General features: G+C 72.3%; 12 protein-coding genes. 4 read left to right on the top strand and 8 right to left on the bottom strand.

What is annotated here, in order from left to right; translation table 11 throughout:
- Positions 1-18 precede the first annotated feature (18 nt).
- From ABEA93_RS12145 to ABEA93_RS12130, 4 genes are all read right to left on the bottom strand, one after another.
- A complete protein-coding gene (locus tag ABEA93_RS12145) occupies positions 19-930 on the bottom strand; it encodes an amino acid ABC transporter permease (protein WP_345675443.1) in 912 nt (303 codons plus the stop codon).
- Positions 927-1571, bottom strand: coding sequence for an amino acid ABC transporter permease (locus ABEA93_RS12140; protein ID WP_345675442.1), 645 nt, complete (start codon positions 1569-1571; stop codon positions 927-929). Before ABEA93_RS12140 ends, ABEA93_RS12145 begins: the two co-directional genes overlap by 4 nt.
- Before the next feature lie 236 nt (positions 1572-1807).
- The gene (locus ABEA93_RS12135; RefSeq protein WP_345675441.1) at positions 1808-2710 is read right to left on the bottom strand and encodes a glutamate ABC transporter substrate-binding protein; all 903 of its coding nucleotides are present in this window, start codon (positions 2708-2710) and stop codon (positions 1808-1810) included.
- A 105-nt stretch (positions 2711-2815) separates the two neighbouring features.
- A complete protein-coding gene (locus ABEA93_RS12130) occupies positions 2816-3607 on the bottom strand; it encodes an amino acid ABC transporter ATP-binding protein (protein WP_345675526.1) in 792 nt (263 codons plus the stop codon).
- A gap of 272 nt (positions 3608-3879) precedes the next feature.
- Between ABEA93_RS12130 and ABEA93_RS12125 the strand changes: the two genes are divergently transcribed.
- Both ABEA93_RS12125 and ABEA93_RS12120 read left to right on the top strand, forming a co-directional pair.
- Positions 3880-4656, top strand: a complete 777-nt coding sequence (locus tag ABEA93_RS12125) for a response regulator transcription factor (protein WP_345675440.1) — start codon at positions 3880-3882, stop codon at positions 4654-4656.
- 12 nt (positions 4657-4668) lie between these two features.
- Entirely contained in the window at positions 4669-6111 is a 1443-nt protein-coding gene (locus tag ABEA93_RS12120; protein WP_345675439.1) for a sensor histidine kinase, read from the top strand.
- Between the two features lie 30 nt (positions 6112-6141).
- On the opposite strand, the gene ABEA93_RS12115 is transcribed toward ABEA93_RS12120, so the two are convergent.
- A complete protein-coding gene (locus ABEA93_RS12115) occupies positions 6142-8331 on the bottom strand; it encodes a bifunctional serine/threonine-protein kinase/glutamate ABC transporter substrate-binding protein (RefSeq protein ID WP_345675438.1) in 2190 nt (729 codons plus the stop codon).
- Between the two features lie 186 nt (positions 8332-8517).
- Entirely contained in the window at positions 8518-9552 is a 1035-nt protein-coding gene (locus ABEA93_RS12110) for a TAXI family TRAP transporter solute-binding subunit (RefSeq protein WP_345675437.1), read from the bottom strand.
- A gap of 86 nt (positions 9553-9638) precedes the next feature.
- Between ABEA93_RS12110 and miaB the strand changes: the two genes are divergently transcribed.
- Positions 9639-11123, top strand: coding sequence for a tRNA (N6-isopentenyl adenosine(37)-C2)-methylthiotransferase MiaB (gene miaB, locus ABEA93_RS12105; RefSeq protein WP_345675436.1), 1485 nt, complete (start codon positions 9639-9641; stop codon positions 11121-11123).
- Positions 11124-11205: 82 nt separating this feature from the next.
- Here miaB and ABEA93_RS12100 read toward each other — a convergent pair whose 3' ends face one another.
- On the bottom strand, positions 11206-11796 hold the full coding sequence (locus ABEA93_RS12100; protein ID WP_345675435.1) for a histidine phosphatase family protein: 591 nt from the start codon (positions 11794-11796) through the stop codon (positions 11206-11208).
- Between the two features lie 36 nt (positions 11797-11832).
- Here ABEA93_RS12100 and ABEA93_RS12095 point away from each other — a divergent pair, with 36 nt between their 5' ends.
- Positions 11833-12525: a class III extradiol dioxygenase subunit B-like domain-containing protein gene (locus ABEA93_RS12095; protein ID WP_345675525.1), complete on the top strand. Its 693-nt coding sequence runs from the start codon at positions 11833-11835 to the stop codon at positions 12523-12525.
- Between the two features lie 154 nt (positions 12526-12679).
- Here the strand turns inward: ABEA93_RS12095 and ABEA93_RS12090 are convergent, their stop codons facing one another.
- Positions 12680-13198: an antitoxin gene (locus ABEA93_RS12090; protein ID WP_345675434.1), complete on the bottom strand. Its 519-nt coding sequence runs from the start codon at positions 13196-13198 to the stop codon at positions 12680-12682.
- Positions 13199-13251 lie beyond the last annotated feature (53 nt).

The raw sequence follows: 13251 nt of genomic DNA, 5'->3' as shown, positions 1-13251 counted from the left end.
GGTTACGGGGGCTCGGCGTCAGCGGTCGCCGCTCACCGCGCCGGCCGCGGCAAGGGTCTCGCCGGGCAGTGTCTCGATCTTCGCGGGGCGGCCTTGGCGGCTCTTGCCGAGGAATTTCTCCAGCCACACCGCGAACACGGACAGCGCGATGCAGAGCAGGATGTAGATCGCCCCGATCACGATCGCCGCCGGGATGATCGGCAGGCCGTAGTCCTGCACGGCGCCGATCTGGCGGGCGGTGTAGAGGAGTTCGGGGTAGGTGATGATGAAGCCGAGCGACGTGTCCTTCAGCGTCACGACCATCTGGCTGATGATGGTCGGCAGCATCGCGCGGATGCCCTGCGGCACCAGGATCGTCATCATGACCTGCGACTTGCGCATGCCCAGCGCGTACGCCGCCTCGCTCTGGCCGCGCGGCAGGGCCTGGATGCCCGCGCGCATGGTCTCCGCCTGCACGGTGCCGTTGTAGAGCGTCAGGCCGATGACGAGCGGCCACAGCGGGTCGTTCATCCAGTGCAGCCAGCTCGGCCAGCCGGACAGCTTGGCCGGGGCGACGTACAGGAAGTAGATGAGGATCAGCAGCGGCATCGCGCGGAAGAAGGTGACGAACGCGGTCGCCGCCCACCGCACCGGGCGGTGGTCCGACAGCCGGCCCGCGGCCAGGAGCGCGCCGAGGATCAGCGAGAACACCACGGCCAGCGCGAATGCCTTCAGCGTGGACTTGAGGCCGTCGAAGATGAGCTGCTGGATGCCCGAGTACTGGAAGGGATCCCACTTCTTGGCGTCGAACTGCCCGGTCTGGTCGAACCGGTAGACGACCCACGCGAACACGCCGGCCAGGACGGCGACGCCGATGGCGCCGACGATCGCGTTGCGGGTCCTGGCCCGCGGCCCGGGTGCGTCGAACAGCACGGTGGCTTTCTGCGTCATCGGGCCACCGCCAGCTTCTTCTCCAGCGCGGCGAACAGCGCGCTCATGGTCAGGGTGATGAGCAGGTAGCCGATCGCGATCCACAGGAAGATCAGCAGCACGTTCTCGCCGTTCTCCACCATCTCGGCGCTCGTGCCGAACAGATCGTGGACGTTGAACGCGCTCGCGATCGCCGAGTTGCGGACCATCGCGATCAGCAGCGACCCGATCGGCGGCACCACCGCGCGCAGCGCCTGCGGCAGCACGACCAGCGTCAGGACCTGCGTGAACGACATGCCCAGACTGCGGGCCGCTTCGGCCTGCCCGATCGGCACCGTGTTGATGCCGGACCGTACGGCCTCGCAGATGAACGCGGCGGTGTAGCCGCCGACCGCGATCACCGCGAACGTGATGAAGCTGAAGTGGATGTCCAGCTTGGGGAACCCGAGGCCGACGACCAGCATGATCAGCGTCAGCGGCGTGTTGCGGACGACGTTGACGTACGCGGTGCCGAACCAGCGCAGCGGCGGCACCGGCGAGACCCGGCAGGCCGCCAGCAGCGTCCCGCCGACCAGCGCCACCAGGCCGCACAGCACCGTCAGTTCCAGCGTGGTGAAGAAGCCGTCGCGGATGAGGTCCCAGTTGTCCGAGAGCACGTTCACGGCGCACCCGCCTTCCGGCCCGCCGCGTGCGGGCCCGCGAACCGGGCGGCGTCGGAACGTCCGAGGCGGTCAAGGCAGTCGGGGCATATGTTCACGGTGATCCTCGCTGGCCTGGAGCGGACAGGGGGCAGTCGGGACGGTCGGGGGGAAAGGCGGAGCGGGAAAGCGTCGGCCGGTGCGGCCGCCGGCCCGGTGCGTGACGGGCCGGCGGCCACCGCGGCAGCCGAGGCTCCGGATCAGTAGCGCTCGACCGCGGGCGGGTTCGGCGCCGGGCTGCCGGACTTGCCGAGCGTCGCGTCGTAGATCGACTTCCAGGTCCCGTCGGCCATCTTGGCGGTCAGGATGTCGTCGACCTTGTTGCGCAGCCCGGCGTCGCCCTTGGGCAGGCCGATGCCGTACTTCTCGGTGGAGAAGTTGTCGCCGACGACCTTCAGGTGCTCCGGGTCCTTGGCCGCGTAGCCCTTGAGGATCGCCTCGTCGGTGGTGACCGCGTCGACCTGGCCGCTCAGCAGGTTGTCGACGCACAGCGAGTAGTTGTCGTACTCGATCGGGGTGGTCTCGGGGAACTCCGTCTTGATCTTCTGGATCGGCGTCGAACCCTTCGCCGAGCAGACCTTCTTGCCCTTGATCGTGTCCTTGCCGGTGATCGCGGTGTTGTTCTTCTGCACCAGCAGGCTCTGGCCCGAGATGTAGTACGGGCCGGCGAAGTCGACCGACTCCTTGCGCTTGTCGGTGATGCTGTAGGTGCCGACGTAGATGTCGACGTCGCCCTTCTGCAGCGCGGTCTCGCGGTTCACCGACGCGATGGTCTTGAACTCGATCTTCTTCGGGTCCAGGCCGAGCTCCGCGGAGACCAGCCGGGCGATCTCGATGTCGAAGCCGGACCGCTCCTTGGTGGCCGGGTCCATGTAGCCCAGGAACGGCTGGTCTTCCTTCGCGCCGACCACGAGGTAGCCGCGGTCCTTCGCCTTCTTCCAGGTCGGCGACGACGCGGACAGGTCGACGCTGGTGTTCGCCGACTGCTGCGGCGCGGCCGAACCTCCCTTGTCGGAGTCCGGCGTGCCGTCCTTGCCGCAGGCGGTGGCGAGCAGGGCCAGGGTGGAGAAGCCGACGACGGCTATGGTCTTGCGCAGGGTCATGTCCCTCACTCCTCGGGTCGCACGGGATGCTGCAGGGGCTCGTTGGTGGGCCGGGGCGGGCCGGGGGCCGAACGGCGGCCGATCGTGGTGCCGACCGCCGCCGGATCAGTGGTGCAGGATCTTCGACAGGAAGTCGCGGGCGCGGTCGCTGCGCGGGTTGCCGAAGAACTCGTCGGGTGTGTTCTCCTCGACGATCCGGCCGTCCGCCATGAAGATCACCCGGTTCGCCGCGGACCGCGCGAACCCCATCTCGTGGGTGACCACGACCATCGTCATGCCCTCGGCGGCGAGCGAACGCATCACCTCGAGGACCTCGTTGATCATCTCCGGGTCGAGGGCCGAGGTCGGCTCGTCGAAGAGCATGACCTTCGGCCGCATCGCCAGTGCCCGCGCGATCGCCACGCGCTGTTGCTGGCCGCCGGACAACTGCGCCGGGTACTTGTCGGCCTGGGTGCCGACGCCGACCCGGTCGAGCAGGGCACGGGCCCGTTCGGCGGCGGCCTCGCGCTTCTCGCCGCGCACCTTCACCGGGCCGATCATCACGTTCTGCAGCACCGTCTTGTGCGCGAACAGGTTGAACGACTGGAAGACCATGCCGACGTCGGACCGCAGCCGGGCCAGCTCGCGGCCCTCCTGCGGCAGGTCGCGGCCGTCGATGGTGATCGACCCCGCGTCGATGGGCTCCAGCCGGTTGATCGTCCGGCACAGCGTCGACTTGCCCGACCCGGACGGGCCGATGACGACGACGACCTCGCCCTCGTGGATCGTCAGGTCGATGTCCTGGAGCACGTGCAGCGCGCCGAAGTGCTTGTTGACCTTCGACAGGACGACCAGCGGCGCCGCTGCACCGCCGGACTCCCCGGCGGCGGTCTTGTCCAGGGAGGGCGTCTGGTCCATGGCTTCGGTCACGGTGGCGGCTCCTCCGGATCGGGTGGTGCCGCCATGAAAGCGGCCAAGGCCCCGCCGCGGACCCGGATTTGAGCTTCACCTGAGGTCAAGACGAGATAACGGAGGGTCGCGGGCCCGCGTCCGCGGGAAGACAGTCCGCAAGGCGCGGCAACCGTGCGTGCCGGGTCCGGGAGGGGCTGGGCATAACCCTGATCGTCTGCTTTGATGACCCCGCCCGGGCGCTGAGCCGAACCACCGAACCCGACGAGAGGAGGACCGCGATGCGGCTGCTGATGGTCGAGGACGACCTGCGGATCGCCCAGCCCCTGCGCGCCGTGCTGGGCCGGCACGGCATCGACGTGCGGCACGTGTGCACCGGCGAGGAAGCCCTCGACGCGCTCACCGGCGACGTCGACGTGGTGCTCCTCGACCTCAACCTGCCCGACCACGACGGCTTCGAGGTGTGCGCCCGAATACGCCGCCTCAGCGCCGTGCCGGTGATCATGGTCACCGCACGCGCCGACGTCCGGTCCCGCGTGCACGGCCTCAATCTCGGCGCCGACGACTACGTGACCAAGCCGTACGACATCGCCGAGCTGCTCGCCCGCATCCACGCCGTCAGCCGCCGCGCCCGCCCCGAGCCCCGCCCGGACGCCGCCGCCCCCGCGGTCCTCCCGGCCCCCGCGGCAGCCCCCGACGACGCGCCCGACGCCCTGGTCGTCGACCCCGCGGCCCGCCGGGTCACCGTGGCCGGCACCGAGGTGGTGCTCACCCGCAAGGAATTCGACCTGCTGGCGCTGCTCGCCCAGCGCCCCGGCGTGGTCTTCCGCCGCGAGCAGATCATGAGCGAGGTCTGGCAGACGAGCTGGGCCGGCAGCGGCCGCACCCTGGAAGTGCACGTGGCGTCGCTGCGCGCCAAACTCGGGAACCCGCGGCTCGTCGAGACGGTCCGCGGCGTCGGCTACCGGATCGTGCCCGACACCGCGGCCGCGGTGTCCGCCGGAGTGCCCGCACACGTGTCCCCGGGAATGCCCGCCCGAGTATCCGACGCCCCGTAGCCGGGTCCGCACGTGCGTACCCGACTCGTCGCGCTGCTGCTGGCGCTCATGGCCGCCGTCCTGCTCGCCCTGGGCATCCCCCTGGCGATCTCCCGCGCCGCGGGCACCCAGCAGCACGTCGCCCGCGACCGCATCGACGACACCGCCCGGTTCGCCGCCGACTACCAGACCACGATGGTCGCCGACGACAAGGCCGTCACCGCGCCGGAGGCCACCGGCGGCATCGGCACCGACCGCGGCGGCATCGAAATGGGCGCGCTGCAGGCCGAACTGACCCAGTACGACGACGTCTACGGCATCCGCGCGGCCATCTTCGACCGGGCCGGCAACCGCATCGTGGCGTCCCGCGCCGACTACGTGCTGCCCGACGACCCCCGGGCCCGCGCCGCGTTCGCCGCCGCCCGCGCCGGACACCGCAGCGACGACCCCGGCCAGATCTGGCCGTGGCAGGACCGGCGCATGGTCGTCGCCGTCCCGGTCATCCACCGCGGCGACGTCGTCGCCGTCGCGTTCACCGACTCGCCGACCGACAAGATGCGCGGCCGCATCACCGACACCTGGCTGTTCCTCGGCGCCGGCGAAGCCATCGCGCTGCTCGCCGCGCTGCTGGCCGCCAACCGGCTCACCGGCTCCATCCTCAAACCCGTCCAGGTCCTCGACAAGGCGACCCACGAGATCGCCACCGGCCGCCTCGGCGCCCGCGTCGCCGCCGCCCAGGGCCCGCCCGAACTCCGGCGGCTGGCCAAGGCGTTCAACGAAATGGCGGACAACGTCGAGACCGTCGTCGAACAGCAGCGGGCGTTCGCCGCCGACGCCTCCCACCAGCTGCGCAACCCGCTGTCCGCGCTCCTGCTGCGGATCGAAGAACTCGGCCTGTCCCTGCCCGAGGAACACCTCGCGACCCTCGACGGGGTCCGCGACGAGGGCCGCCGCCTCACCCGCGTCCTGGACGAACTGCTCCAGCTCGCGCTCGCCGAGAACGCCGCCAACACCGGCGTCGACCTCGTGCCGCTCGACGTGGCCGCACTGGTCCGCGAACGCCTCGACGCGTGGGAGCCCGTGGCCCGCCGCCGCGGCCAGCACTTCGACCAGCAAGGCCCGCGCGCGCTCACCGGCCACGTGGACCCGATCGCGCTCGGCAGCGCCCTGGACGCGATCCTCGACAACGCGCTCAAATTCAGCCCGGACGGCGCGGAGGTCACCGTCGCCGTCGCGTCCGTCGGCGGACGCCTGGAGATCCGCGTCGCGGACCGCGGCCCCGGCCTGGACGCCGACGAACTCCGCCGGGTCGGCGACCGCTTCTGGCGGGGCGCGCACCACCAGAACATCGACGGATCCGGCCTCGGCCTGTCCATCGCCCGCACCCTGCTGCGGGCCGGCGGCGGCACCCTCGACTTCGCCGCCCGCGACGGCGGGGGACTGGTCGTCACCGCCACCGTCGACCGGGCGGGCTGACCCTTCGCGGCTCCGTGGAAGCCTGCCGGGTCAGGAGTCCGTGTGGACCTCGCACTTGGGCGGGCGCGGCGTCAGCAACCCCAGCGACCCGAGCGTCGCGTCGTACGCGCGCCGCCAGTCGCCGTTGGCGATATGCCGGTTCAGGGCGTTGCACACCGCCCCCGCCAGCGTCACGTCGCCGCGGCTGACCCCGATGCCGTACGGCTCGTCGGAGAACGGGCTGCCCAGCACCCGCAGATCCGCGGGGTGCTGCGCGACGAATCCGGTGAGGATCGTGTCGTCCGTGCTCACCCCGCGCACGTTGCCCTTGAGCAGCTCGTCCACGCACTCGGAGTACTTGCCGCGCTCCTCGACCTGCATCGTCGGGAACTTCTGCCGGACCCGCGCCGCCGACGTCGACTCGCGCACCACGCACACCCGGCTGTCCGCCAGGTCCTCCGGGCGCACCGCGCCCTGGTCGTCGCGCCGCACCAGGAAGTCCTGGCCCGCCACGTAGTACGGGCCCGCGAACGACACCCGCTGCAACCGGTCCGGGTTGATCGTGTAGCTCGCCACCACCAGGTCGACCTGCCCGGACGCTATCCGGTACTCGCGCCCCTGGGTCTCCACGTCCACGAAATGGATCTTGCCGGTGAACCCGAGGTCCGCCGCGACCATCCGGGCGATCTCGTCGTCGAAGCCCGTGTACTGGCCGTCCGGGCCCTTCTGGCTCAGCCCCGGCTGGTCCGGCTTCACCCCGACGATCATGTAGCCGCGCTGCATCATCGCCTGGTACGTCGGCGACTTCTCGCGCAGGTCCGCCAGCGGATCGGCCTTCTTCCCGCCGGTGTCCATCTTCACCAGTGCGACCGACACCGCGATCGCCGCGAGCGCGACGAACGCCGGGATCAGCACCATCGCCCGCCGCCGCTTCCGCGACCGGCCTCGGGCCTTCTTGCCACCCCCGGCACTGCCGCCGCTACCACCGGCGGCGCCCTGCCCACCGCTTTCGTCGCCGTCCTGCCCGTCACCCCGGCCGCTGTCGGCGGCGGGTGCCTCGTCGGCCCACGTCGGGTCCACCGGGCCCTGCAACGGACCAGGGCCGGGGGCGGGGCGCGGCGCCGCGCGGTGCGTCGCGGTGTGGCCCGAGCCGAGACCGGCCCGCAGCGCACCCGTGTCGCCGCCCGCGGGACGCGGCCCGGGCAGCGCCTCGCCGCCCCACGTCGGCGCCAACGCGTCCTGTATGACCGCGGTCAGCAGTTCCTCGGTCTCCTTGGCGTCCAGGCGCTCCGCCGGGTCCTTGCGCAGCAGCCCCAGCACGACAGGCTCCAGAGGGCCCGCGTGCCGCATCGCCGGAGGCGCGTGGTGCACGACCGCCTCGACCACCTCGACCGGCGACGACCGGCTGAACGGGGGACGGCCCTCGACCATCTCGTACATCGTCGCGCCCAGCGACCACAGGTCCGACGCCGGATCCAGCACGACGCCGCCGCTCATCCCGAGCGTCTCCGAACGCCGCACCGCGGCCGTCGGCGCCCCGCCGCCGGCCTCGCCCGCCTCGTCCGCGTCGGCGAGCCCGGACTGCCCGGACGGCCCGGACCGCCCGCTCTGCTTGCCCGGGTCGGACGACGGGTCCGCCGCGGCCGGGCCGCCCGCGAACCGCTCGGCGCGCTCCGGCGCCAGGTAGCCCGGCGTGCCCAGCAGCTCGCCGACATGCGTGACCTGCGGCGCGTCCACGAATGTCGCGATGCCGAAGTCCGTCAGCACCACCCGGCCGTCCAGGCCGAGCAGCACGTTCGCCGGCTTCACATCGCGGTGCAGCACGCCCTTCGCGTGCGCGGCCCGCAGCGCGCGCAGCACCCCCAGGCCGATCCGGGAAGCCTCCGCGTACTCCAGACGCCCCTCACCGCGGATCACCTCGGCCAGCGACCGCGAGATCACCAGTTCCATGACGATCCACGGGCGGCCGTCCTCCTCGAACACGTCGTGGACGGTCACCACGTTCTCGTGCCGGATCCGCGCCGCCGCGCTCGCCTCGCGCTTGCTGCGCTCCAGCCACGACCGCTGCGCCGCCTCGTCCAGCGACGCGGGCAGCAGCAGTTCCTTCACGGCGACCTCGCGCCCCAGCGCGGTGTCCACGGCGAGCCACACCTCGCCCATGCCGCCCCGCCCCAGGCTCCTGCTCAGGCGGTACCGCTGGTTCAGCACTCGGCCGACATCGCCTTCGGACACGGCGGTCACGCCCTCCTCCCAGGTGCTCCAGGTGCTTCTGACAGGGGCTCAGAGTTTATGGACGCCCATCCACCTGTCGACTTGACCCCCCAGCATCTTGCATTTCCCCACTCCCGCGCGACGTCCGGGGCATCACGGTTTAGCGATTCACCCGGCGGCCGCACCCGCCGCGTCCGCCTCGTGGGAGCGCAGATCTCACGGCTTGGCTGATCTGTACCAGAGGCGGGCACCCTCGTGCAGCATCAGGGGGGGATCCGTGAACACGGCCGTCCTCGGATCGACGAGCTGGGCGGCATGCACTTCCGACCCGATGGCCTCCCGGTTCCCCATGACCACACCCGTCACGCGGCGGATCAGCCCGGTGTCCGCGTCGGCCCGCGTCACGAGGAGGTTCGGCACCGCCACCGTCGGCACCTCCCGCCCGCCCGCGTAGGCATCCGCCGGAATCACCGCCTCCCGGTACACCTGGCCGAACTGCTCGCGCAGCCGCTTCGCGGTGTCCCCGAGCGGCACGAACCGGATCTCCGTCGCCGACGTCAGCTCCGACACCGCCCCCGTCGGAAGCCCGCCCGACCAGAAGAACGCGTCCACCTGCCCGTCCCGCAGCTGCGCCGCGGCATCCCCGATCCCCGCCCGCACCGGCGCCAGATCCCGCTCCGGATCCATGCCCACCGTCGCCAGAATCCGCCGCGCGATCAGCTCCACCCCCGAACCCGGCGGCCCGATCACCACCCGCAGGCCGCGCAGGTCCTCCAGCTTCTGCACCGGCGAATTGCGGCGCACCACCAGCTGCACGTAGTCGTCGTACAACCGCGCCACCGCGCGCAGTCCCGACCGCTGCTCCGCGGCCAGGTTCGCCACCGAGTCCGCCGTGGCGATCCCCAACGTGTCGCGGCCGTCGAGCACCCTCTCCAGGTTCTCCACCGAACCGCCGGTCGCGTCGACCGTCACCCGCTCCTGCAGGTTGTTCCGCAACCGCGGCGCGAGGAGCTGCCCGTACCGGTGGTAGACCCCCGTCGGCACGCCGGTCGCTATCGACACCGGCCCGCCGCGGTACTTCGGGGCGTCGTCCGCGTTGATCCACAGGCCGCCGGCCAGCAGCGCCAGCGCGACCGCCGCCACCGCGGCCGCCATCGTCCGCGACCGCCGCCGCGTCCCGGCCTCCGCACGCCGCCGTACCCGCTCCGGCAGATACCGCAGCGCATGCCGCATCCCGGGCAGTTGCCGCATGCCGCCTCCCGCCGTCATCCCGCCCCGCATCCGGGGCCACCGACGTCCCCGCGGCCCCGCGGGACCGCGTAACCTTGCTTCTCGATATGAGCGCGCGATCCTACGAGGTGCGCACCTACGGGTGCCAGATGAACGTCCACGACTCCGAGCGGCTGTCCGGCCTTCTCGAGGACGCGGGCTACGTCCGCGCGTCCGCGGGCGAGGAAGCCGACGTCGTCGTCTTCAACACCTGCGCGGTGCGGGAGAACGCCGACAACCGGCTCTACGGCAATCTCGGCCACCTGGCGCCCAAGAAAGCCAAGCGCCCCGGCATGCAGATCGCCGTCGGAGGCTGCCTGGCGCAGAAAGACCGCGACACCATCGTTGCCAAAGCGCCGTGGGTCGACGTCGTCTTCGGCACCCACAACATCGGCTCCCTGCCCGCGCTCCTCGACCGCGCCCGCGTCCAGGAGGAAGCCCAGGTCGAAATCCTGGAATCCCTCGACGTGTTCCCGTCGACCCTGCCGACCCGCCGGGAGTCCGCGTACGCCGCGTGGGTGTCCATCTCCGTCGGCTGCAACAACACCTGCACGTTCTGCATCGTGCCCGCGCTCCGCGGCAAGGAGAAGGACCGCCGCCCCGGCGACGTCCTCGCCGAGATCGAAGCCCTCGTCGCCGAAGGCGTGATCGAAGTCACCCTGCTCGGCCAGAACGTCAACGCCTACGGCTCCGACATGGGCGACCGCGAAGCGTTCTCCAAGCTGCTGCGCGCCTGCGGCGAGATCGACGGCCTTGAACGCGTCCGCTTCACCTCGCCCCACCCGCGCGACTTCACCGACGACGTCATCGCCGCCATGGCCGAGACGCCCAACGTGATGCACCAGCTCCACATGCCGCTGCAGTCCGGCTCCGACGACGTGCTGCGCACCATGCGCCGCTCGTACCGGCAGGACCGCTACCTCGGCATCATCGACCGCGTCCGGGCCGCCATGCCCGACGCGGCGATCTCCACCGACATCATCGTCGGCTTCCCCGGCGAGACCGACGCCGACTTCGAGCAGACCCTGCACGTCGTCCGCGAAGCCCGCTTCGCCAACGCGTTCACCTTCCAGTACTCCAAGCGCCCCGGCACCCCCGCCGCGACCATGGACGGCCAGATCCCCAAGGGCGTCGTCCAGGAACGCTACGAGCGCCTCGTCGCCCTCCAGGACGAGATCTCCTGGGACGAGAACAAGCGCCAGGTCGGCCGCACCCTCGACGTCCTCGTCGCGGAAGGCGAAGGCCGCAAGGACGAGGCCACCGCCCGCCTCTCCGGCCGCGCCCCCGACAACCGTCTCGTGCACTTCGACCGCCCGGCCGAAGACGTCCGCCCCGGCGACGTGGTCACCGTCGAGGTCACCTACGCCGCCCCGCACCACCTGCTCGCCGAAGGCACACCGCGCGCGGTGCGCCGCACCCGCGCGGGCGACGCCTGGGCCAAGCGCACCGGCGAGGCCGCCGCTCCCGCGCCCGGTGTCCTGCTCGGCATGCCGAAGATCGGCGCTCCGGCCGTCGAGCCGCAGCCCGCGACCGGCGCCTGCTGCGCGGACTGACCCCGCACCCGCGTACGACGCCCCCGCCGTGACCGGCGGGGGCGTCGCGGGTTTTTGCGGGCAGGCGCCGCCGGGCCGCCGGTCAGCCGCCGAGGTTCCAGCCGAGGACCACCGGCACCTCGCGCTCGTGGCCCAACGTCGACACCCCCGCCGTGGCCAGCGCGAACATCCGCCCGTCCACCGGCGGCAGCCCCAGCCACCGGGCGGTCAGAATCCGCAGCACGTGCCCGTGCGCGACCAGCACCACATCCTCGCCCGCCGCCAGCACCGGCCGCACCCGGTCCAGCACCCGGTCGACCCGCACCCCCACATCCCCGACCTGCTCGCCCGGATGCGCCGCATCACCCGGCACGATCGGGTCCTTCCACACCAGCCAGCCCGGCACCGACGCACGGATCTCGTCCGTGCGGCGCCCCTCGTAGCCGCCGTAGTCCCACTCCATCAAGTCCGGCTCGTCCTGCGCCCCGGGCAGCCCCGCCAGCACCGCCGTCTCCCGCGCCCGCCCCAGCGGACTGGTCAGCACCATCCCGAACGTGCGCCCCGCGACCAGCTTGCCCGCCGCCCGCGCCTGCTCCTCGCCCGCCGGAGTCAGCGGAACATCGGTACGCCCGGTATGCCGGCCCGAGCGGCTCCACTCGGTCTCGCCGTGCCTGATGATCGTGAGCTTCGCCATGATGCCCATGAGAACACGGACGGTAGTGTCATGCCCGTGCTCGTTGCTGCCGCCGTGTGCCCTCATCCGCCGTTGCTCGTCCCCGAACTCGCCGCCGGCGCCGCGCCGGAGCTGGACGCCCTGCGCGCGGCGTGCGACGACGCCGTCGCATCGCTCGCCGCCGCCCGCCCCGACCGGATCGTCGTCGTGGGCAGCGCACCGGAGTCCGCCGACCTGCCGCACGGCGGCACCGGATCGTTCGCGCCGTTCGGCGTCGACGTGACGGTCCGCCTCGGCGCCGGCGAAGCCCCCGACCTGCCGCTGTCCCTCACCGTCGCCGCGTGGCTGCTCGCCCGCACCCCCGTCGCCGTCCCGGTCTCCGGCCTCGCCGTCGCCGCCGACGCGGACGCCGCCGACTGCCTCGCCGCCGGCGCCGACCTCGTCCGCGGCGACAGCCGCACCGCCCTGCTCGTCATGGGCGACGGCTCCGCCTGCCGCACCGAGAAGGCCCCCGGCTACCTCGACCCGCGCGCCGAGCCCTACGACGCGGCCGTCGCCCGCGCCCTCGCCGCCGCCGACCCCCTCGCCCTGGCCGGGCTCGACCCCGATCTGTCCGAAGAACTGTGGGTCGCCGGCCGCGCCGCCTGGCAGGTCATGGCCGGCGCCGCCGACGGCGCCGGCCTGGGCGCCCGCCTGACCTACGACGAAGCGCCCTACGGCGTCGGCTACTTCGTCGCCGTCTGGAACTGACGACCCGCACCTCCCGGGGCACCCGGCGACACCCGCGCCCCCCACCGCGCCCACGCATACGGCGGCGGGCACGGAACGCGTTCCGTGACCGCCGCCGCAGGTCTGCCGCCATCCGCCTCGTCGGGCGCGCAATGCCCGGCGCGGCAGGACACCGTCACGTCGGCGGGTTCTCCTCCGGCGGGGCCTGCCCGGCTGCCGGGTCCGCCGGGGGCTGCGCCCCTTCCGGCGTGCCGTCGTCGCCCAGCGCGCTCTTCGCCTGCTCGGCGCCCTTGTCGATCTGACCGCGGTGCTTCCCGCCGGTCTTCTCGTCGATCATGTCAGCGGCCTTGTCGACACCCTGCCCGACCTTGTCGTGGTGCGGAGCGAGCTTCTGCTTGATGGTGTCCATGAGACCCATGTCGTGCTCTCCTTCGGGCTCCCGGTCCGCGCCGGCCGGCTGCGGAACCATGGCGAGGGCCGTCGCGGCGGCACTCTCCGCGGCCTCCACCGGGTGATCGCCTCCGGCGGACTCCTGGGCGGGGACGCGGCACTCGGCCGCGGGCCGCTCCTCGACGATGACTCCGACGCTGGTGGACAGGTGCTCCGGCACGTCCGGCGCCTGCGTTGCCGCTCCGGTGCCCGACGCGCCGCCGGTGCCCTTCACTTGACGCCTGAACCAGTCGAAAACGCCCATTTCGTGCTCCTTGACCCTACGACGCAGGTGGCGGGTGTGCATGTCGTCCGACG

The sequence above is a fragment of the Yinghuangia aomiensis genome (assembly GCF_039542225.1).
Lineage (GTDB): Bacteria > Actinomycetota > Actinomycetes > Streptomycetales > Streptomycetaceae > Yinghuangia > Yinghuangia aomiensis.
The sequence above is the reverse complement of the archived record's forward strand: the minus strand, read 5'-3'. Positions and strand labels throughout refer to the sequence as shown.

What these genes read in the sequence shown, in the direction of transcription:
- ABEA93_RS12145 (WP_345675443.1), bottom strand. Translation starts at nt 930, where the DNA reads ATGACGCAGAAAGCCACCGTGCTGTTCGACGCACCCGGGCCGCGGGCC.
- ABEA93_RS12135 (WP_345675441.1), bottom strand. Translation starts at nt 2,710, where the DNA reads ATGACCCTGCGCAAGACCATAGCCGTCGTCGGCTTCTCCACCCTGGCC.
- ABEA93_RS12130 (WP_345675526.1), bottom strand. Translation starts at nt 3,607, where the DNA reads ATGGACCAGACGCCCTCCCTGGACAAGACCGCCGCCGGGGAGTCCGGC.
- ABEA93_RS12125 (WP_345675440.1), top strand. Translation starts at nt 3,880, where the DNA reads ATGCGGCTGCTGATGGTCGAGGACGACCTGCGGATCGCCCAGCCCCTG.
- ABEA93_RS12110 (WP_345675437.1), bottom strand. Translation starts at nt 9,552, where the DNA reads ATGCGGCAACTGCCCGGGATGCGGCATGCGCTGCGGTATCTGCCGGAG.
- miaB (WP_345675436.1), top strand. Translation starts at nt 9,639, where the DNA reads ATGAGCGCGCGATCCTACGAGGTGCGCACCTACGGGTGCCAGATGAAC.
- ABEA93_RS12100 (WP_345675435.1), bottom strand. Translation starts at nt 11,796, where the DNA reads ATGGCGAAGCTCACGATCATCAGGCACGGCGAGACCGAGTGGAGCCGC.
- ABEA93_RS12090 (WP_345675434.1), bottom strand. Translation starts at nt 13,198, where the DNA reads ATGGGCGTTTTCGACTGGTTCAGGCGTCAAGTGAAGGGCACCGGCGGC.